Source organism: Ammoniphilus oxalaticus (assembly GCF_003609605.1).
GTDB classification, from domain to species: domain Bacteria; phylum Bacillota; class Bacilli; order Aneurinibacillales; family RAOX-1; genus Ammoniphilus; species Ammoniphilus oxalaticus.
Genome location: NZ_MCHY01000006.1, coordinates 77,948 through 99,360, shown reverse-complemented (window position 1 = coordinate 99,360; position 21,413 = coordinate 77,948). Strand labels below are relative to the sequence as shown.

Genomic DNA, 21,413 nt, shown 5'->3' with positions numbered 1-21,413 from the left:
CGCTCTCTTTCGTTCAAATCAGCATGATTAGCGGCCGCGATTGAGGAGATGTCTCTCATTTAATAAAAAAGTGTTCCTTGATCTTTTTACGGACGCGATCCGTTCTTCGGCCAAGCGGTCCGCCGCAAGATAAGATGGGATTTGGTCTCTTTTGGCTATTTTAAACACGCGATGAATCGTATCATAAATCGTCTCCACCTTTTTCATCGCCCGTTCACGATTATACCCTAACAGTTCATCGGCCACATTGATTAACCCTCCCGCATTGATCACATAATCAGGAGCGTATACAAGACCCAGTTCCGCAATTTTGTCCCCATGACGATTCTCTTGCAACTGGTTGTTCGCGGAACCAGCAATCACTTTCGCCTTCAATTGCGGAATCGTTTCATCATTAATCACGCCGCCAAGGGCGCACGGAGAAAATATGTCGCAATTTACACTGTAAATTTCATCGATACCAACAGCCTGAGCCCCATACTTTTCGACGGCCCGTTCGACATGAGCTGGATTAATATCGGTGACGATCAAGTTCGCCCCTTCCTCATGAAGATAACCACAGAGATGATAGGCAACGTTGCCGACCCCCTGCACAGCGATGGTCTTCCCTTGCAAGCTATCTGAACCAAACGCTTCCAAAGCAGCAGCCTTCATCCCCCGATAAACGCCATACGCGGTGACCGGCGAAGGATTGCCGCCACTGCCAAAAGCCGGCGAAACACCTGTCACAAACGCTGTTTCCTGATGAATCAAATCCATGTCTGCTTCATTCGTGCCGACATCCTCAGCGGTAATGTAGCGACCGTTTAAACCTTGAATGTAGCGTCCAAACGCTCGAAATAATTCCTCACTCTTGTCTTTATTCGGATCACCGATGATAACCGCCTTACCGCCGCCTAAATTTAATCCAGACGCCGCCGCTTTATAAGTCATTGCCCGCGATAATCGAATCGCGTCGATAATTGCTTGTTGTTCGTTCTCATACGTCCACATCCGCGTTCCACCCAAAGCCGGACCGAGCGTTGTATCGTGGATGGCGATAATCGCTTTTAATCCTGAGTTCTTATCTTGGCAAAAAATGAGTTGCTCGTAGTCGCATTTTTCCAGTTGTTCGAAAATCACGCTTTGTCCCCCTTAATTTAGAATCAACGTATACTATTCTATTAACTTGATCCATTACTATTGATAATAAGCAATTATCATGCCAAATGGGGAAAAATTCTCCTTTAAACGTTTTAGCTCGTGTTTACAAAAGGGCCACAGAGGGATCACCCCGCAAAAAAAATCAAAGGTTCCTGCAACTTATTGCGGGAACCTTCTTTCAACGACGCGACGGATCCTTATTCAAGTCGATTCTTCTCAAACTTATAATACAGGTTGCGCGCGGATAAACCAAACCCCGGAACCCAGAAATTGGTGATCTTAATCTAAGCATAAAATGAAAGTGGAGAAATTTCAAGAAGTAGACAAGAGCAATCTTTTTCTTTATCATAAATGGAGAAGAGGTTATGTAACAGAAAGCGCGGTGAATATAATGCTGCTAGCCCAGCGTCTATTAGCTGTATTAATTATTGTTATCCCTGGAATTATGGCCGGATATGGATGGAACCTGATGCGAGATGCAATCTTTGCCAATTTCACCGCAGCGGGAACACCCTTTCCTGTTTTAAAATTGATTGGCGGATTGACTTTATTTTTACTAGGCACATTTTTTATAGCGGGTTTCTTCCTTTATCGCGATAAAAAGAAGAAATTGTTGCTTTCCCAACACGAAAACCCTGACAGGTAGGCTTGCCACTTGTTCAGGGTTTTTTACGTTTCTCTGCGTCCCAGCCCATCAATCCAAGATAGGATCGCGTTCCGCTGAATCAACGCGGAAATTGACTTTTTTTCAGCATACAATTGAATTAACAAGCTAATCGAAAAAAGGATGAGTTTCAGACCAAGCGAGCCATAAACGACAATCCACATAGCTAACGTAAAGCCGAGCGTATTTGAACCTGTGTCACCCAACATCGCCTGAGCGCGAATATCCTTTTGAAACAAAAAACCAGCCGTAACGAGCAACGGCAGCCATAAATGAAGCGGCATCACGCCAAAAGAATAGGGTAAGAGGACCAGCGCATAGATAAAGAAGCCTTTCAAGGCCCGCCCCGGCCGCAAATCAAGTAAGTTAATCTGATTGATCAGCAACGCAATCAAGCCTGCGTGCAACAGCCACTCCCACCATCCGCGCGCATATAGCCCGCCGACAAACAACGCAACCCATGATCCAACCGCTGCTTTCCACAGGCCTGTGCTCCGTTCACCCGTTTTCCACCAAAGGGAGAGATGACCGCGGATCCCCTTCGTCTGCTTCCCTCCAAACCGATCGTCGCGCCACCCCACATACGCGATCACGAACATGAACAACGTTTGCAACAAATACAAGCTTGCGCTGCCGTGACCGATCAATATCATCCAGGGGATACATAACAAGTAGACGAAAGGAATTACGACGCCGACACCAAGCGGTATCATGGCTCCCTCGTAATTAGAGGCCACCATCCCTTTTTTCTCTAAAAATGAAATTAACGGTCGGTAAAGGGCGGACAGGAGCCACCACAAACCAACCGCCATCAGAAGTGAGCTCATTAAGATTGTATCAACCATTTCTTTCCTAACATCCTTCCTACATCGACCATTTGCCTACCGCGATGCAAAAAACCGGGCAAATCACGCCCTGTCTCGCGATGCGTAAACGGAAGCGGCACCTCCACAATCGACAGCCCCGAACGCAACACGTCGACGGTCATCCCCACTTCAATCCCAAATCGAACATCCCAATCTCGAATCGCCGCAACCGCCTGTTTCGTCAACGCGCGCTGGCCTGAAAGAGGAGATTGTGATTGAAAGCCTGTCAAGCGAAAGATCCCTTGTCGCGCTAATCCTTTTACTAAACCGAAACCGCCCTTACGTTGAGCGGGGGGGAACGCGGCGATACTCATCGCTGCTTGTCCACACAACACGGGCGCCAACAACTGTTCGGCCAACCGAGCGCTATCGCCGAGATCGCTATCCAAAAACAGAAAAATATCCGCATCGAACGCCAGACAGCCTTGTCGCAACGCTTCCCCTTTCCCACGATTGACAGGGAAACGAATTAGCTGATCTGATAACCGGCTCGCCACTTGTCCTGTTTGATCATTGCTGCCGTCGTCAACGACAATGATCTGATCGATCTGATCGATTTCTCTTAAACTGGCAATCGTCTGCGGCAATCGTTTTTGTTCATTATAAGCGGGTAGAATCGCGCTAATATTCATGGTTTTGCTCCTGATACACTTGCTGAATTCGCTCAAGCAATTTCCCTTGCTCCGCAGGTGTTAAGTTCGCTTTTTCAACTTGCAAGGTTAGCTCCTCCGCCCATTCATGCGCCCAGTTTGGCCGCTGCGCGCCGACAAACAAAATCGGATAAGCTGGCAACGGCGACGGAAGCGATTCGTCAATCAAGATTACCTTCATCCCGACCGACTCAAGAAATGGACGAATGAATTCGTCTTTCAATCCTTGATTCATCCATAGTCCAATCGTCTTTTCCTGCAAATCAGGCATAAACCCTTTGCTCACAAACGCGCTGAACTCTTCGTTCGCTTGTTCAATTCGTCCGCTCAACTCTTGAATCTGATTTTGCAATTTGGCATTGCTTTGTAAAGCTTGATCATACTTCTCTTCTAATCCAACCAGTAACGTCTGCTGCTTTTCATTGATCCAATTTTGACCAATACTTCCCCCGAGGATAATACCTAAACCTAACGACAGAAAAACAGCGGCGATTGTGATTATGTGATAGCGAAGACTAATCAATCTCATCACCTACATCACATTGTATTTAATCTGCAGCCATAGTAAATGCCAAAATTGTCTTACAGCAGGGCTAATCAACGTAGCTGCGATTATCGGAAATGAAGCGGCTGTGCTGAGCAAAATAAAGTTTTTCCAACGGACGCGTTTTTGATAAAGCATGCTGACACCTTTGGCGTCAATCAGTCGCGTGCCAATCTTCATCCGCACTAGCACAGTGCTTGCCATCCCTTTGCGACCTTTTTCTAAAAAGTCAATCATGTTCGAATGGGCCCCTAATGCAACGATCCATTCGGCGCCATGTTCATAAGCATATAGCATGGCCGCGTCCTCACTCGTGCCTGGAGCCGGTAACAGATGGCAAGCAACACCGAGCTGGTCCACCCGACTTTTACCTGGGGCTCGGCCATCTGGATAAGCATGGACAATAATTTCCGCCCCACAACAGAGCGCTTGATCCGAAACGCTATCCATATCGCCGATGATCAAATCGGGCTTCCAACCGTTCTCTAGCAAAGCGTCCGCTCCTCCATCGACCCCGATCAAAATCGGTTGATAGTCTTGGATGTAGGAATGGATCGCTTTGAGATCTTCCCGATAACGCTTGCCGCGCACGACAATTAACACATGTCTGCGGGCTAGCTTCACACGCAGCGGTAATGATGGAAGCGCGGAAATGTAATAATCCTTTTCCTGTTGCGCATACGTCAACGTATTTTGGATAAATTGCTCTAAACTCGTTTCCAAATTTCTCCGCGCAAGTTCCCATTTCACCTCAATTTCTTGTTCTGTCACTTCCGTAACCGGGCACAGGCGGATCCCATCCGCAGTAATGAAGTACCCATCCTCTAACTCGATCCAATCGCCGTCTTGCACCTCATTAATCAAATCACGCGTCAGACAATCGTACAACGGAATTCTTCGTTGCGCGAGAATTTTCGCTCCGACACTTAAATAACTGCCTGTAATCGAAGGCGCGGTATTAATCACCGCTTTCACTTTTGCCATTGCCAAATCTGTTGCGGCCATCTCATCGATGTCCTCATGGCGCAAAATCGCAATCTGTCCAGGACGGATCCTTTTCAGGAGATTTTTGGTTCTCGCGTCAACCACCGCGTATCCCCGCAGGGTCTGTTTTAACCTTTTGGAAAACAACACGGCACCCTCCTTCTAAGCTTCCGCTTCTTCCTCCGTCCATTCGTAGAGGACAAAAGCGCTGAATGTCGTTTTGCCATCCTTTTCAAGCGCGTGAGTTTGGATCGAAACGATCTGCAATTCATTTCCCTTGGCGTACAAATTGATTTGATCGGTTAATATAAACTCGTTGTCTGCTGTAAAGCTTTTTAACGTTCGCATCCCATTCTCACCCCAAAGGACTCATTCTTTGACATTGTTAACGAACGAGGGCATTAATATTCATTTTTCTCCCATCGATTTGTCGCTGTACAAATCAAATAACGTTTCCTTGCCCATCACCAAATACTTTGGTTCGTATTTCCCCGTGAAAATCTGGTTAAAATCACCGTGACAAATCGCGGTTAACGGGACCATATACGACTTCTTCCACGCGGAATAGAGCGGATGTTTCAAATTAAACGTGTCAAAGCCGAGTCGTCTCACGCCACGATTGAGCACCGTTACGCCTAAAATGCCCTTCACTTGACTTTCAAGCGGATGTCCTTTAAGGTAATTGGCTAACCCTGGAAGTGACTGCTTAACTGCTTCGTAAACAAATAGCGCTCTCCTGACATCCGATTTTAGATGGCGCATCTTTTTTACTAATGAATAATTATGTAGATGGATTTTAACAAGTAAATCCCCTTTTTCAATTTTGGTGCCATCCCGCAGTTGCAACGGATATCCCCTGTACCTCGTAATTCTCACTCTAAAAATATTATCTTCCAGTCGATCGACAAATTGCAGTCGGTTACAGTGATAATATACTTGATCAATCAGTCCCCAGATTGGCAAAATCATCGTCTGATACAACTGTATTTCACCTCATCCCGCGCCCATTTGAAATGTATTTGCGCTTTTTTATTTTTTCTGTCTTTTTCTTGGTGAAGCTTTGCGCGTTAAAAACAAAAAAAGACACCCTATGCGGGCGCCTTTTACATTAATAGCGAAGATAAGCGACGATTCCTTCTTCATCTTCTAATTGCAACTGAATTCCCGCAGAGAAGGGATCGCGTTGTAATTCACGATCGATCCAAAAACGGATGGCCTCAAGCATATTCGCCTCAATCAACACTTGCTTTCTGCCATGCGTGTATATTTCGGAGGAAAACCCGTATTGTTCATCCCATAAGAGTTCGACTTCGACTTCTTGCGGTTCAACTTGCTTTTTATCAGCAGTGTGAAGGCAAATCGCATTCACAATGTCTTGTTCAGAAAGCTTTATGGTCTCCATGAACGCATATCCTTGTCTCTTTTTTCTTTGAAGTAGCTAATCACTCTTCGCGCAACCATAAATAATACCATAATAGCCAAAACATTAACCGCTAGACCGAGCAATGCCCCAAATCCGCCCATGCCCGCGAATAAACTGCCAAACAATAAACCTGCGAGTCCGCCGTACAACATCCCGCGCATGACACCGCCACGATTAGACTGCGCGCCTGCTGGGTTATTCGTTCTCGTATTCGTTCCCTGATTGACATTCGAATTCCGCTGCGTATTGCCTGGCGTGACATTCGATGAATTTTTAGGCGGCGCGCTCGGTTTAAAACTTCTTGGTCCAGATTTGTAACCCCCGCCACCTCGTCTTGCCTCGGCATGATCATCGACGAGTCCGAGCGTGATTACGCCAAGCGGCGCCAATGTAAGAACAACGGCTGTAAACAACGCAAAAAATCTCTTCATCATGCTACACCCCTCTTTTTTAGAAATAGATAGCTTATAAACATCGTTCACAAACATACTAACACTTATTCTATGCGATTGCGCGGGGAAAATCAAAGCTTTACGGCGTAACAAAGTTTTGGGCGCTGTATATTCCGACCACACCAACCCCCAATGTCGAAAACTGGGGATGAATGATGTTTTCACGATGGCCAAGCGAGTTCATCCAACCGTGATGGGTTTCAATCGCATCCATATAGCCCATTGCGATATTTTCCCCAGCAGCGCGGAAAGTCGTTCCGTGTTGACGCAACCGTTCAAAAGGATCAAGACCCGTCGTGGCAGACACATGATCAAAAAAGTCGCCTTGCCGCATATCCGCGCTATGCGCTCTCGCCACTTCAGCCGCTTGTTCATTCCACTGCAACAGTGGCAATCCGAGGCGCGCCCGCGTTCCATTCGTTAAATCAAAGATCTGTCGTTCGATCCCGCGTTCCACATCCGCTTGCTGTTCGGCTGTTAGCGCAGGCGGTTGCGTGTCAGGCTGTGTCGCAAAATAAGTCCAACGGATCGCGTACAATTTGCTCTTTACAAGATATTCCTTAGCGATAAATCGAATCCCCGCCACTTTATTATCATCATGTTGGTCCAAGTAAAAAAGAACGGGGATGTCGTCAATGATCGTTAGAGCCCGTTCATTGATCGCATCTGTCAACGTAAAGTCAGCCCCATCATACGTAAATGAAATATTTGGAGCAAACGAAATTTGTTCGTTACGTATTTCTTCCGACGTCCCAAGCGCAATGCCTTGATAGCGCCAGTCTTCGCTAGCTGAGTAAAGATCGACGATTTGCCCGTCATCTGTCACTCCAATTTGCAAGAAATGAACACCATCGCGTTGATAAACCCACCACTCATACCCGAGCGCGCTCGGTTCCTTCCGCTGCGGCGATCCAAGAATGGTCAGCGCTTCACTAGCCGATTGACCAATATACACACCATAAATACCGCGCGAATCAGACTCATCTAACACGGGATCTTGGATGACCTGCTCGCTTGCTTTTTCTTGTTCATCATCAACGAACGTAGATAGCGCTGACAACTTTGTTTCAATCTCATCCCATTCAAATGATTCCATTCCATCCGTTACGAAAAAAGCCATCATCCCAAGCAAACACAACAAAACAAATGTCAGCCCTTTTTTTACCATACATTGGCTCCCCTTTGATTGTAGACAAAAAAAATCCCTTCCAATTGCATGGAAGGGAAAACTCTCAAACCTAAACTATCCGTTTTAGTTTAAGCTTATCTATATAGACGCAGCTCAGATCGAAAAAGTTGCGATAAAATGAAGGTTATTTATCATTTCCAATAAGTTCCTCCGACTTGCCCCTTTTATGTACGGCAATCCATGCTATAATATAGATAATCTTTCCTCATTTGGAGTTGAGCGGTTATTATCCTAAGCGTTTCCAGTATAGTTGGAACGCTTTTTTTCTTTTAGAAAATGTTAGACTAGCCATGGTTGCTAGTCCTGTTCGTTTCAGCCAACTTGATGCTCGATGCGTAGTTTATCAGCAACCATCGCGATAAATTCTGAATTCGTAGGCTTCGCTTTTGTATTACTGACGGTGTAGCCAAAGAGCGTGCCGATTGAATCCATGTTTCCTCGAGACCAAGCGACTTCAATGGCGTGACGAATCGCCCGTTCAACACGGCTTGCTGTCGTATTAAACTTTTTAGCGATATCTGGATACAATACTTTCGTGATCGAGCCGAGCAACTCGACATCATTGTAGACCATCGTGATGGCTTCACGTAAGTACATATATCCTTTAATATGGGCAGGAACCCCGATCTCATGGATAATCGACGTAATGTTTTGGTCCAATGATTTTGCCGTGCTCGCCGCTGTCGGTGTTTTCACAATCGGTTTGATCGTATAGGAACTACTGCTGCCCGCTACTTGGCGAATACGGTTAGCGAGAACATCCATATCGAATGGTTTTAAAATGTAGTAAGAGGCGCCAAGTTCGACCGCTTTCTTCGTTACTTCCTCTTGACCAAAGGCGGTTAACATGATGACCTTGGGTTGACGACCGGAATCCATATCGCGGATACTTTCTAAGACAGCTAACCCATCCAAATGCGGCATAATAATATCAAGGATTAGCACATCAGGAATACCCTCGTTTTCAAAAATCTGCAATACTTCATTTCCATTAAAAGCAACACCTGTTACTTCCATATCTTCTTGACTATTAATATACTCCTTCAAAAGTTCAGTAAATTCTTTATTATCATCTGCTAAAACCACGTTAATGGTATTCACTTTAACCTCTCCTTTGATGTCATTCTCACATTTCATCTTTGCGCTTTTGAGCGCTCCTTCACTAAATTACCTTTCGACAAGCCGCAATACGTTTCCTGCTTAAATTAACAAATTCTTTAATTATTTTTAGTTTTTTCCTTTTTTCGACGTTTATCTCCCTTTTTCGATGTTTTTATCGTAGAAAAAAACTCAAGGCCTAGTGTTAACTAGCCTTGAGTTCCTTTTTATTGCCATGAAGATCAATGCCCGCGTCATGCAACATCCATTCAATAAATAAACCGTACCCGGATGTGGGATCATTGACAAACACATGCGTGACCGCTCCCACGAGCTTGCCTTTTTGGATGATCGGGCTACCGCTCATTCCTTGTACAATTCCGCCCGTTTTTTCCAACAGTTTAGGATCTGTCACTTTAATAATCATTCCTTTTGTCGCGGGAAAACGTTGTTGGATGACATTGACGATTTCAATTTCGTATTTCTCGACTTTCTGCCCATCAACAACTGTGTAAATGTGCGCGGGCCCTTCTTCAACTTGTTCCGATAACGCGATCGGTAATGGCTCTTTCACCATGTTGTTTTCTGGATACTTGGTCATTTTCCCAAAAATTCCAAATGGGGAATTTTTCGTAATCGTTCCCAATTTATCGTTCTCATCTTTAAATATAGCAAATTTTTCTCCTGGCGCCCCATTGGTTCCGCGTTCAATGGATGTGACGCGCGATTGAATAATGTGACCACCGCCAACGACAATCGGTTTACCTGTATCAACATCAGAAATAACATGACCTAACGCGCCGTATTTTTTACTAATTGGATCATAGAAAGTAAGGGTCCCTACACCCGCCGCGCTATCTCGTATATAAAGCCCCATCCTATAGGCTTTATCTTTAGCGTCATAGGCGGGAGTCAATTCAAGTTCTAGCTGCTCACCACCGCGCGCGACTAAGATCGAAAGAGGTTTGTTGTTTTCACCTGCTTGTTTGACCATGTTGCCAACCTCTTTCATCTCACGGATTGGTTTTCCGTTGATCTTAAGGATTGTATCCCCCACTTTTATTTTGGATGTTTCACCCGGGGAAGCTTTTTCTCCACCCGTATCTACTAAGTGGTGGCCAACGACAAGCACGCCAGCAGTCTGCAATTGCACGCCAATCGATTGACCTCCTGGGTAAATTTTAAAATCATCTAACACGTTGACTTTGACTGTTTTAATGGGTACATTCGCTACTTTTAACTGTAGTTCGGTTTCTCCCGTCTGCTTTGAGTTAATCGTGACAGGAGATCGATAATTCACTTCAGCTTTAGACGCAGCCAACCCATTTACGTCGACGACATCGGGATTACTCGCAGTAACACTTCCGGTGAAAGGCATAGAAAACTTTAATTGCTCCACCGAGCCTTTGAACAGGCGAATTTCATTGGGAAGAGAAGCAAATTCCTGAAAAGGCGTGGAATAAAAGGTACAGACAGAAAGAACTAATAACATAAACCCTAGCCATTTTTTCTTTGGTTGTTGCGTCAACGAGTATCACACTCCTACTTTCCCCTACCTACACCTCCATCGTTACTGTATTTATAATTTTGCCCCGCGTCCCCGCATTTATAACTGAAAATCACCCATAAAAAAAAGGAATCACTGGAAGTTCGTGATCCCTTTACATTAGGATAACCTGTTTTCGTTTGTTTTCCCTCGCCATTCGCATCATTTCTCTAGCATGCTCACGTGTCGTTTCCGTCACTTCAACCCCGCCAAGCAGACGCGCCAATTCGGCGACCTGCTGTTCATCTTCTAAATAGGTCACTTTCGTTTGCGTCTGATCTTCCGTCGTCTCTTTCATGATCGAAAAATGAGCATCTGCCATACAAGCCATCTGCGGTAAATGTGTAATACACAATACCTGCTTATGACGAGACACAGCGACCAACTTTTCCGCAATCGCTTGAGCAGCTCTTCCACTGACACCCGTATCGATTTCGTCAAAAATTAACGTTTCCGTTGGTTCCAGTTCCGCTAAAGTAGCTTTCATGCCCAGCATGATCCGCGAAAGTTCTCCGCCTGATGCCACTTTAGCGACGGGCCGCAACGGTTCACCAGGGTTAGCCGCAATCATAAATTCAACAAAATCCGCGCCTGTCGACGTCACCTTCACTTTTTGATCGACAAAATCAATGCCCTGCGGGTCCACTTGCTGGCGAACGTCAACAGCAAACTTAGCCTTATCCATTTGCAAATCCTGCAACTGGTTTTCGATTTGTTGAGCCAGCAAATCGGCTGCTTTGCGTCGTTGCGTGGACAATTCCAATGCTTCCAATGCTAAATCTTTCGCTAGATCTGTTACTTTTCTTTCCATCATCGTTAAGCGTTCTTCACGGTTGAGCAATGTATCTAATTCATCTTCAATCTGGGCCGCATACTCCAAAATTTCTTCGACATCCACGCCATACTTACGCTTCAGACGCTGAATCTCAACTAACCGATTTTCAATTTGATTTAACCGATTCGGATCAAACTCGATCTGATCCCGATAGTCGCGCAAACTTCGGGCCGTTTCCTCTAACTGATAAAAAGCGGATTCAGTCTGAGCGAACATTTCCCTAAGCGGCTCATCAAGCTCTGCAATACTTTCCAAATGGGACAGGGCCAGTCCGACCCAATCCAATGAGGCTTGTTCAGCCGTTAAAGCCATGTAGGCATCATCTAATCCGGAAAAAAGTTTTTCACTATGCATCAAACGACTTTTTTCTTTGACGAGCTCCTCATCTTCCAACGGACTTAGTTCCGCTTCCGTAATTTCTTGCAGCTGAAAGGTCAGCATATCTTGCCGTTGAGCTAACTGCGCTTCATTTTTCGCAAAACGCTCCCACTCTTGTTTCGCAATTCGGTATCGTCGATACACTTGCCTATATTCTTCATAAACAGACTTAAGTTCTTCGCCCGCAAACGCGTCAAGCCAGTCCAAATGACGGTCCGTCATCATCAATGATTGATGTTGATGTTGCCCATGGATATTGACCAACCACGGTCCGATTTCCCGTAGCGTGGCCAACGTCACAAGTTGTCCATTCACACGACAAATGCTTCGACCTTGAGCTGATACTTCCCGCTTCAAAATTAAAATACGATCCTCTGGCGGCTCAATGCCTAATCCACCCAATAATTCAAGCGCGGGTTGCTCATCGTCGAGTTCAAACAACGCTTCGATCTCCGCCTTTTTTTCCCCATAACGCACATATTCAGCCGATCCTCTGCCGCCAAGCAGCAGTCCAATGGAATCAATGAGAATCGATTTACCGGCCCCTGTTTCCCCTGTCAAAATGTTCAGCCCGCGTTGAAACCGAATCGTGACCTCTTTAATGACAGCCACATTTTTTATCGTAAGTTCAACAATCATCTCCACTCCCCCTAGCTGTTTAGAGCATGTCTAAAAATCTTTGAGAAGTTTCATTGGCGCCTGCCCCGTTACGGCAAATAATGAGGATCGTATCATCGCCGCAAATCGTGCCTAATAACTCTTGCCAATCCAGGTTATCAATCAAAGCGCCGACCGCGTGAGCGTTCCCTGGCATTGTTTTCATGATTAATAAATTATCCGCTTGATCAATACTAATAAAGCTGTCCATCAACGTTCGTTTCAACTTTTGTTGTGGGTTAAAACGTTGGTCTGCCGGCAGCGAATATTTATAATGCCCATCTTGCGTCGGCACTTTTACGAGATGCAATTCCTTAATATCTCTCGATACCGTCGCCTGTGTCACGTTATAACCTAACTCTTTTAACATATGAACCAGTTCATCTTGTGTTTCGATATCATGATTCGCAATAATTTCCCTTATCTTTATATGTCGTTGTCCTTTGCTCATGCTTGATCCCCCATCAGCTTTTTTCGTACAACGTCAAAGAAACTGCGCTCTTTCCATTTAATTAATGACGTTTTATAAGGAGATTTTTTCAACACGATTTGATCACCGACTTGTAAACGAATACCTAATTGTCCATCCACCGTCAGTCCCATGTCTTCATGCGTTGCAGAGACCGTAATCCGTATTTCTTGTTCAATCGCGAGCACCATCGGCCTTACTGATAACGAATGTGGAGCAATCGGCGTTAATAAAATGGCATGGATCGATGGCGAAACAATCGGTCCTCCGGCGGACAATGAATAGGCCGTGGAACCCGTCGGTGTAGAAACGATCATTCCATCTCCGTTAAAAGTGGAAACATATTGATCGCCCACATGTACCGCGCAATTAATAATCCGACTGAATGTTCCTTTTGCGATACATATATCGTTTAAGGCATGATAGACCGCCTTTGTCATTCCATTCTGAATAAGCTCTGCTTGGATCATCATTCTTTTTTCCAAATAATAATCGCCACGGTTAATCTTATCAATCACATCCGGTAAATGATCAGGTTCCGCTTCGGACAGAAACCCGAGATTCCCAAGGTTGATCCCTAACAAAGGTATATTGTGAACGGAAAATTCTCGAGCGACACCGAGTAACGTCCCATCCCCGCCTAACACAAAAACACATTCTGCCTGTTGATGAAATTCATGGAGCGGAATAGCAAGGTCGTCCCTTTTGACGTATTCTCCTACAAAAGGTTCAATCAACACTTTTATACCTTTGTCTTCTAAAAGCTGGATTAGACCCTTAGCGAATTCAATCGCTCCTGGTTTGCTCTGATTCACTACCATACCAACCGTTTTCACAAAAGAACCTCCCCAATAAAGCCTATACGCATATTATACATATTTTTCACGAAAAGTGTATAAAGATACAAAAGTAAAGGCTGACCCCCCAATGCGCAAGTCAGCCCGTGTTTCTTTTTTAAGTCAGTTTTTGGCTCGCTTTCGCAACGAGCTGCTCAATCTGTTGTTTATCAATTGTAAGAGGAGCCGCTTGCGCCACTCGCTCTAAATGTAATAAAAACTCAATATTTCCTTCACCGCCGGTGATCGGCGAGTAATCCAATCCTTTCACTTCGTAGCCATTCGATGTCACAAACGTAATCATCGCTTGCAACACTTCAAAATGAACCTGCGGATCGCGCACAACCCCATTTTTTCCAACCGAATCTCGGCCCGCTTCAAACTGTGGTTTCACAAGTGCAACCACCTGCCCCCCAGAGGGCAAAAACCGCGCTAAGACCGGCAGGATGATTTTCAGGGAAATAAAGGAGACGTCAATCACGCTAAAATTCGGCGCTTCCCCCTTTAAATCCGTCGGTTCCAGATGGCGGAAATTGGTCCGTTCCATCACGATCACACGCTCATCCGAGCGTAATTTCCAATCGAGTTGACCGTATCCAACATCAATCGCATACACTTGCTTCGCCCCATTTTGCAGAGCGCAATCCGTGAACCCGCCTGTCGAGGCCCCGATGTCGAGCACGACGGCTTGTTCAAGCGATAAATCAAACACTTCAATCGCCTTTTCGAGTTTGAGTCCACCGCGACTAACGTAAGGATGCACCTCACCCTTCAATCGGATGTGAGAGGCCTCGTCCACCTTTGTGCCGGCTTTATCGCATCGCTCATCATTGACAAGCACAAGCCCCGCCATAATCGCCGCTTGCGCTTTCTCCCGACTGGAAAAGAAGCCCTGTTTGACGAGCAGCACATCGATTCGTTCCTTTTTACTCATTTACGCCCGCTGCCTTTTTCTGGGCCATAATTGGATTGTCTTTTTCGCAATCGCTTCCGCCGTTAACCCAATTTCCCTGCGTTGTTCTGTGGAACTGCCATGTTCGACCAACACATCCGGCACGCCGATCATTTCCACAGTCATATCGTGGTAACCGTGTTCCGCATAAAACTCAAGCACCGCAGATCCAAATCCGCCCGCCACAGTCGCTTCCTCAACCGTAATGAGGTGATAGCGCTCTTTCGCCAAACGAATCAATAAATCGTGGTCCAATGGTTTTACAAAACGGGCATCAATCACCATCGGCTGAATCCCTTCTTGCTTCACGTGATCGGCCGCTTCTAAAGCCAATTCCACCATATTACCTAACGCCAGGATCGCAACTTGGCTGCCTTCTTCCACAATGACCGATTTTCCAATCGGAATTTCTTGAAGCTGTTCGTCCATCGGGATACCTAGCCCACCGCCGCGAGGATATCTAACAGCGATTGGACCGTCTGAATATTTCATACTCGTATATAACATATGTTGAAAATCATTTTCGTCTTTTGGCATCATGATTACAATGTTAGGTTGACTTCTCAGAAAACCAATATCATATAAACCATGATGAGTTTCTCCGTCTTCACCAACAAAACCGGATCGGTCAATCGCAAAAATAACATTTAAGTTTTGTCGTGTAACGTCATGAACAACTTGATCATAACCGCGTTGCAGGAATGTAGAGTAGATAGAACATACAGGTTTCATCCCTTGCGTCGCAAGTCCAGCGGCAAGTGTAACCGCGTGTTGTTCCGCGATTCCGACATCATAAAAGCGCTCTGGGTATTGTTCTGAAAATGAGGTTAAGCCCGATCCGCCAGGCATTGCCGGTGTGATTGCGACCAACGACGGTTCTTGTTCCGCCATCTTAATCATCGTGTCGCCAAATACTTTAGCATACGAAGGCGGTCCCGCCTTTTTCATCATTTCTCCGGATTCGATTTTGTAAGGACTAACCCCATGCCACGTGTAGGAGTCCGCTTCGGCTGGCGCATATCCTTTCCCCTTTTTGGTAACGACATGTACGAGCACAGGTCCTTCCGTATGGGTCGCCTGGTTGAGACACTCTAATAATTCTGGCAGGTTATGCCCATCGATCGGTCCGAGATAAGTAAAACCAAGTTCCTCAAATAGGATACCTGACACGACTAAGTATTTTAGACTATCTTTAATTCGTTCTGCTGTTTTTAATAACTTCCCGCCCACAGCTGGAATTTTACGTAATAAATGATCCAGATCTTCTTTCACCTTTTTATAGTGTTGATCTGTGCGTAATTTGCCCAAGTGATTATGCAACGCGCCGACGTTCGGCGCAATCGACATTTCGTTATCATTTAAAATAGCAATTAAATTCTTTTGTTCATGACCTATATGGTTTAACGCTTCCAAGGCCATTCCCCCGGTCAAAGCGCCATCACCAATAATCGCGACAACTTGACTGTCTTCCTTTTTCAAGTCACGGGCTATCGCCATCCCCATCGCCGCTGATAAAGATGTGCTGCTATGCCCAGTTTCCCAAACATCGTGGACACTTTCGCTGCGCTTAGGGAATCCAGATAACCCTTTATACTTTCTTAATGTATCAAACAAATCGATGCGACCCGTTAAAATCTTATGCACATAGGACTGATGTCCGACATCCCAAATCAATTTATCTTGCGGACTATTGAAAACATAGTGCAGAGCAATCGTCAGCTCAACAACCCCAAGGTTAGACGCTAAATGCCCCCCAGTCCTAGACAGCTTTTCAACTAAGAATTGTCGGATCTCGCGAGCAAGCTGTTCCATCTCTTGCAAAGATAATGTTTTTAATTGATCAGGAGAGTTGATTTTTTGTAATAACAACGTAACTCCTCACTTTCCGTATCATCTATCTATATGGTTACCATTTTTTATGTTACTAATAAATGAAAGAATGGACAAGCAATATTAACATCCTAACATATTTCGATCAAATCTTCATATATTTACTCGTTAAATTTTGAGAAAAAGTTATAGAGTGGCAAAAGGATAAGAGGCAATCCCTAGCGGGGCGCCGTTTTACGCCCATTGGAGATGGCGCAAGCGCGAATGCTGGCGATCAAGACCCGAGATCGAAGAATTTAAGGGAGAGCTCGTTGTGAAGTACGCCATCAGGACACGAGATCGGACATTTAAGCGGAATGCGCGTCATGAGCGACACGATCAGAACGCGGGATCGGGGAATTTAGGGGAGGGTGCGTCGTGAAGAACGCCATCAGGACCTAAGAGCGGGAGTCTAATCGAAAACGGGCGTTCATCGACGGCATGAAGACCCGCACAGATCAATCTCGACCAAATGCGGGCGTTCATCGACGGCATGAGGACCCGCACAGATCAATTTCGACCAAACGCGGGCGTTCATCGACGGTATGAAGACCCGTGCAGATCAATTTCGACCAAATACCGGCATTCATCGACGGCATGAAGACCCGCACAGATCAATTTTGACCAAACGCGGGCGTTCATCGACGGCAACATCCCCCAAAAACAACAAAGAAGCAGATCTGAAATTCAGATCCGCTTCCTATTTCATGCTGATTTGCTTATCATCATGCTGTAAACGAGGAGTGGCCATTTTGCAAGTAAACACTGTGGCTTAGGTCCAGTAGGTTTTCCCATGCCCGAACCTAAACGTCGCCGTTCAGGCGGTTTCCCCTTATTCAGACATCAATACTGTCACCATGTATTGGACTGGATTACCACTTAGTCCACACTTTAATCCCTGCAAAACTACGCGCAAAGCGAACAGTCTAGGAGATTTCCTCAACAGCCTTGAACAGTCCCCTAGCCTCTTTTGCAGTGCAGGTTTCATACGGCACTGGAACGCTGGGTCTGGCCAAGACCCGAGCGCACTGAATCCCATACTCCCTCCCGACACCACGCAAGGCAGGCTACGCTGTGCGTCGACTCGCGCATGAGCCGACATCCAGGTTCATACCCCAAGCCATAGCATAAACGCGCGCAACGCTTTACTACGCACTTGGGCCTCCACGGAATCAGGGTCAACGCCCACATGCCATTGTGGATCGCCCCGAAACCTTAACCCCCAGCACAGACCCCTGACTGGGCGTCATAAGCCTGCACCAGGGACTTCATCGATGTGCCCTTTAGCGGATTTTTAGCCCCGCCTTCAGAGAAAGTAGACCGACTAGAATACTGCGCCACTCCTCAGCGAAAGATAAGTATATCACATCTTAAAACAACGCTCAATTCATTTCCGCTAAGATTGAAGCGGTAAACAACGCCAACCCCAATCCAGACAGAATCCCTATTCCTTAACGATCCCGCTGGACGATAAAATCGGCTAACGCATGTAAGATTTCAACGTTAATCCCGGTTTGATTTAAGGCCGATTTTGCTTCGGCGATCAGCTGATCTAATTGTCGGTTGGTTTCCTCTAAACCGAGCAAAGCCGGATAGGTAGATTTGTCGCTCGCTTCGTCGCTGCCAACCGGTTTACCCAACTTCGATTCTTCGCCGAAAATATCCAACAGATCGTCTTGAATTTGAAAAGCAAGTCCGATGTTGCGGCCAAATGTCGTAAGCAATTCCAGTTGCTCTTTATTCGCTCCGCTCAAATGAGCCCCTGCTCGAATGCAAAAGATAAGTAAATCAGCTGTTTTATGTTGATGAATATATTGAAGCTCTGCGAGTTGCAGTTGTTTGCCTTCGCCTAATAAATCGGCCATTTGTCCCCCGACCATCCCCTGCGGGCCCGCGTAACGCGATAGTTCACGGACAACTTTTAAAATCGTTTTCGACTCAACGCCAAGCTGATCCAAACCGCAAACAGTTCGAAACGCTTCAGTCAACAGTCCATCCCCCGCCAACAACGCAGTGGCTTCCCCGTATTGCTTATGATTAGTCGGTTTTCCCCGACGAAAATCGTCATCGTCCATCGCTGGTAAATCATCGTGTATCAATGAGTACGTATGAATCATTTCAACGGCGCAAGCAACAGGCATGCCGATCATCGGGTCTTTGCCAAACGACTCTAACGTCGCAAAAATGAGGATCGGACGGATCCGTTTTCCACCCGCATGCAGCGAGTACTCCATCGACTCTTTCAATAATGGGGGGACGCCCGACGTCGGTAAGTAGTCAGGTAATGCCCGCTCAAGGCGTTGTTTTTTCTCTGTTAAATAGTCTTGCAGCTGAAATGATTCCTTCACTAACGTTCCTCCTCAAGCTCGATAGACTTCACTTCTAGACCGTCATTTCCTTCTAAAAGGGTTTCGATCTTCTGTTCCACTATCTCTAATTTCTGATTGCAAACTTGGGAGAGAAGCATACCGTCTTGAAATAAATCAATCGCTTTTTCTAATGGAACTTCCCCTGATTCAAGCGTATCAACGACATCTTCTAGTCGTTTGATCGCTTCCTCAAAAGTTAAGGCAAGCAAATCACTTTTTTCCATCGTTCTCCCTCTCCTCTATCGCCCAAACCGAGCAATCTATTGCGCCATCCATCAATTCTACCTTCAGGCCATCTCCAGGGTCAAGCTGGTCAATCGACTTGACCAATTGCTTATCTTTGTATACGAGCGAATACCCACGCCCCATAATTTTTAAAGGACTCAGCCCATCCAACTTGGTCATCGCGTATAACCATCGATTTCGAGCGGGTTCCGTTGTTGTTTTTCCTATTTTTGTTAAAGTGGATTGGGTACGTTCAAGGCGCTCTCGATACGATTGAAGTTGCTTTCGGGGATTTTGAAACGCGAGCCGTTGAGTGAGGTTTTGTCGCCGCATCTGATGATCACTTACAAACCGCTGCATCGTCATTTGCAGTCGACTGATCGTTCGATCTAACGTCTGATTCGCGGTTTCAACTTGTTTACGCGGGTGTCGGGCCAACAACGTTCGATGCGCTCGGTCCCATCTTTCTTGAAGTTGAACAACCTGGCCTAGAAACTGTTTTTGCAGCTTCTCTTCCAACCAATTTAGCTTTTGCCTTAATTCAGCAATATGAGGCACCGCTAATTCCGCGGCCGCAGTCGGTGTGGCCGCCCGCATATCCGCCGCGAAATCGGCGATCGTATAATCTGTCTCGTGACCGACCGCCGAAATGACGGGAATGTCTGATTCAAAAATACTGCGGGCGACAAGCTCCGTATTAAACGCCCACAATTCCTCTATTGAACCTCCGCCGCGGCCAACGATCAACACATCGATGAATTCGGAACGATTCATCAATTCAATGGCGTCGCTGATCGACTGTGGCGCCTGATCGCCTTGCACAAGCACAGGCAGCAAAATAATTCGAACGAGCGGATACCTTCTGCGCAACGTCGTAATGATGTCGCGAATCGCCGCCCCCGTCGGGCTCGTAATGACCCCGATCGCTTTTGGATAGACGGGGAGCTGTTTTTTGATGTCTTGCTTAAACAACCCTTCCTCTTCCAGCTTTTTCTTCAATTGCTCAAACGCTAAATACAAGCTACCAATCCCGTCCGGTTGCATTTCTCTGGCAATCAGTTGATATTGACCGCCCTGTTCATAAACCGTAATATTGCCTCGCGCCAACACTTTCGTTCCGTTCTTCGGAATAAACTTGAGGTACCGATTTGAACCGGCAAACATCACCGCTTTTAAAACGCCGTCCTCATCTTTCAACGTAAAATACATGTGACCGCGGCTGTGATGCGTAAAATTGGAGATTTCCGCCCTTACCCATACATTTTGCAATTGGTCATCCGTTTCTAATGTGTGTTTTAAATAGCGGTTAATGTCGCCGACGGAAAAGATGCGCTTGTCCAAAACTTCCTACGCCTCTTGTGTCACGGCTTGATTTTTGCAAGCTTCCACTGTGTTTTTCAACAGCATCGTAATCGTCATCGGTCCAACGCCGCCTGGAACAGGTGTGATGTGGCTCGCAATCTCTTTCACTTCATCAAAACGAACGTCTCCAACCAACTTGCCTGTTTCAATTCGGTTCACGCCAACGTCGATCACAATCGCCCCAGGTTTCACATGCTCGGCTCCGATCATATGAGCAGCCCCAACGCCAACGACAAGAATATCCGCTTGACGGGTGATCGCCGCTAAATCCGCCGTGCGCGAATGACAAATAGAAACCGTTGCGTTTTCTTGCAACAACAACATCGAAACCGGCTTTCCAACGATATTGCTGCGTCCAATCACAACCGCATGTTTTCCTGAAATTTCTGTTCCTGTCCGTTTGATCATTTCAATGACCCCATGTGGCGTGCACGGTAAAAAGCACGGTTGTCCGATCATCATTCTACCGACGTTAATCGGGTGAAAACCGTCAACATCTTTGTCCGGATCAATTGCTTGAATTACAAGGTCTTCAGAGATGTGGTTAGGCAATGGCAATTGCACTAAAATCCCGTGTACGGCAGGATCCTCATTCAATTGTTGAACAAGCCCTAATACTTCTTCTTCTGTTGTCGTCGCTGGCTTTCGAATCACATTCGAAACAATACCAACTTCCTCGCAGCCTCTTTCTTTCCCTTTGACGTACGATTGGGAAGCTGGATCCTCGCCGACTAAAATAACGGTCAATCCCGGTTTCAACCCTTTTTCATTTAACTCGCTTACTTCCTGTTTCAATTCATTGCGTATATCTTGCGCTACTTGTTTTCCATCAATAATCATCGTCCCATCCTCCTCATCTTTTTTCTAAGTTTAGTGGTTGATGGGAAAATTGTAAAGGTTAT

Annotated in this window: 22 protein-coding genes; 1 reads left to right on the top strand and 21 read right to left on the bottom strand. The window is 45.9% G+C overall.

Annotated elements, in window-relative coordinates:
- Positions 1–27 precede the first annotated feature (27 nt).
- Positions 28–1,122: a Leu/Phe/Val dehydrogenase gene (locus tag BEP19_RS02545; protein ID WP_120188270.1), complete on the bottom strand. Its 1,095-nt coding sequence runs from the start codon at positions 1,120–1,122 to the stop codon at positions 28–30.
- A gap of 322 nt (positions 1,123–1,444) precedes the next feature.
- Here BEP19_RS02545 and BEP19_RS02540 point away from each other — a divergent pair, with 322 nt between their 5' ends.
- On the top strand, positions 1,445–1,789 hold the full coding sequence (locus BEP19_RS02540) for a DUF2627 domain-containing protein (RefSeq protein ID WP_245983264.1): 345 nt from the start codon (positions 1,445–1,447) through the stop codon (positions 1,787–1,789).
- Positions 1,790–1,812: 23 nt separating this feature from the next.
- Here the strand turns inward: BEP19_RS02540 and BEP19_RS02535 are convergent, their stop codons facing one another.
- The 20 genes from BEP19_RS02535 to folD form a co-directional block, all read right to left on the bottom strand.
- The gene (locus BEP19_RS02535) at positions 1,813–2,652 is read right to left on the bottom strand and encodes an MraY family glycosyltransferase (protein WP_120188269.1); all 840 of its coding nucleotides are present in this window, start codon (positions 2,650–2,652) and stop codon (positions 1,813–1,815) included.
- A complete protein-coding gene (locus BEP19_RS02530; RefSeq protein WP_120188268.1) occupies positions 2,634–3,305 on the bottom strand; it encodes a glycosyltransferase family 2 protein in 672 nt (223 codons plus the stop codon). The genes BEP19_RS02535 and BEP19_RS02530 overlap by 19 nt, the downstream gene beginning before the upstream one ends.
- Positions 3,295–3,852: a copper transporter gene (locus tag BEP19_RS02525; protein ID WP_120188267.1), complete on the bottom strand. Its 558-nt coding sequence runs from the start codon at positions 3,850–3,852 to the stop codon at positions 3,295–3,297. The genes BEP19_RS02530 and BEP19_RS02525 overlap by 11 nt, the downstream gene beginning before the upstream one ends.
- Positions 3,853–3,855: 3 nt before the next feature.
- On the bottom strand, positions 3,856–5,001 hold the full coding sequence (gene steA / locus BEP19_RS02520; RefSeq protein WP_425452700.1) for a putative cytokinetic ring protein SteA: 1,146 nt from the start codon (positions 4,999–5,001) through the stop codon (positions 3,856–3,858).
- 12 nt (positions 5,002–5,013) lie between these two features.
- Positions 5,014–5,199, bottom strand: a complete 186-nt coding sequence (locus tag BEP19_RS02515; protein WP_120188266.1) for a hypothetical protein — start codon at positions 5,197–5,199, stop codon at positions 5,014–5,016.
- 60 nt (positions 5,200–5,259) lie between these two features.
- Entirely contained in the window at positions 5,260–5,832 is a 573-nt protein-coding gene (locus BEP19_RS02510; RefSeq protein WP_120188265.1) for a YkoP family protein, read from the bottom strand.
- A 127-nt stretch (positions 5,833–5,959) separates the two neighbouring features.
- Entirely contained in the window at positions 5,960–6,253 is a 294-nt protein-coding gene (locus BEP19_RS02505; protein ID WP_120188264.1) for a YxcD family protein, read from the bottom strand.
- On the bottom strand, positions 6,241–6,708 hold the full coding sequence (locus BEP19_RS02500) for a hypothetical protein (RefSeq protein WP_120188263.1): 468 nt from the start codon (positions 6,706–6,708) through the stop codon (positions 6,241–6,243). The genes BEP19_RS02505 and BEP19_RS02500 overlap by 13 nt, the downstream gene beginning before the upstream one ends.
- 97 nt (positions 6,709–6,805) lie before the next feature.
- Positions 6,806–7,894 carry a CAP domain-containing protein gene (locus BEP19_RS02495; RefSeq protein ID WP_120188262.1) on the bottom strand — a complete coding sequence of 363 codons (1,089 nt, stop codon included), beginning with the start codon at positions 7,892–7,894 and terminating at the stop codon, positions 6,806–6,808.
- Positions 7,895–8,227: 333 nt separating this feature from the next.
- Complete coding sequence (gene spo0A / locus BEP19_RS02490; RefSeq protein WP_120188261.1) at positions 8,228–9,016, bottom strand: sporulation transcription factor Spo0A; 789 nt, start codon at positions 9,014–9,016, stop codon at positions 8,228–8,230.
- Between the two features lie 202 nt (positions 9,017–9,218).
- Positions 9,219–10,541, bottom strand: coding sequence for a SpoIVB peptidase (spoIVB, locus tag BEP19_RS02485; protein WP_120188260.1), 1,323 nt, complete (start codon positions 10,539–10,541; stop codon positions 9,219–9,221).
- 133 nt (positions 10,542–10,674) lie between these two features.
- A complete protein-coding gene (gene recN, locus BEP19_RS02480) occupies positions 10,675–12,411 on the bottom strand; it encodes a DNA repair protein RecN (protein ID WP_120188259.1) in 1,737 nt (578 codons plus the stop codon).
- A gap of 19 nt (positions 12,412–12,430) precedes the next feature.
- The gene (gene ahrC, locus BEP19_RS02475; protein ID WP_120188258.1) at positions 12,431–12,880 is read right to left on the bottom strand and encodes a transcriptional regulator AhrC/ArgR; all 450 of its coding nucleotides are present in this window, start codon (positions 12,878–12,880) and stop codon (positions 12,431–12,433) included.
- On the bottom strand, positions 12,877–13,734 hold the full coding sequence (locus BEP19_RS02470; RefSeq protein WP_120188257.1) for an NAD(+)/NADH kinase: 858 nt from the start codon (positions 13,732–13,734) through the stop codon (positions 12,877–12,879). The genes ahrC and BEP19_RS02470 overlap by 4 nt, the downstream gene beginning before the upstream one ends.
- 118 nt (positions 13,735–13,852) lie before the next feature.
- Positions 13,853–14,668: a TlyA family RNA methyltransferase gene (locus BEP19_RS02465; RefSeq protein ID WP_120188256.1), complete on the bottom strand. Its 816-nt coding sequence runs from the start codon at positions 14,666–14,668 to the stop codon at positions 13,853–13,855.
- Positions 14,669–16,555, bottom strand: coding sequence for a 1-deoxy-D-xylulose-5-phosphate synthase (gene dxs, locus BEP19_RS02460; RefSeq protein WP_120188255.1), 1,887 nt, complete (start codon positions 16,553–16,555; stop codon positions 14,669–14,671).
- Between the two features lie 1,451 nt (positions 16,556–18,006).
- Positions 18,007–18,903: a polyprenyl synthetase family protein gene (locus tag BEP19_RS02455; RefSeq protein WP_245983258.1), complete on the bottom strand. Its 897-nt coding sequence runs from the start codon at positions 18,901–18,903 to the stop codon at positions 18,007–18,009.
- A complete protein-coding gene (xseB, locus tag BEP19_RS02450) occupies positions 18,903–19,148 on the bottom strand; it encodes an exodeoxyribonuclease VII small subunit (RefSeq protein WP_120188254.1) in 246 nt (81 codons plus the stop codon). The genes BEP19_RS02455 and xseB overlap by 1 nt, the downstream gene beginning before the upstream one ends.
- Entirely contained in the window at positions 19,135–20,490 is a 1,356-nt protein-coding gene (xseA, locus tag BEP19_RS02445) for an exodeoxyribonuclease VII large subunit (protein ID WP_120188253.1), read from the bottom strand. Before xseA ends, xseB begins: the two co-directional genes overlap by 14 nt.
- 6 nt (positions 20,491–20,496) lie before the next feature.
- Positions 20,497–21,351 carry a bifunctional methylenetetrahydrofolate dehydrogenase/methenyltetrahydrofolate cyclohydrolase FolD gene (folD, locus tag BEP19_RS02440; RefSeq protein WP_120188252.1) on the bottom strand — a complete coding sequence of 285 codons (855 nt, stop codon included), beginning with the start codon at positions 21,349–21,351 and terminating at the stop codon, positions 20,497–20,499.
- Positions 21,352–21,413: the final 62 nt, after the last annotated feature.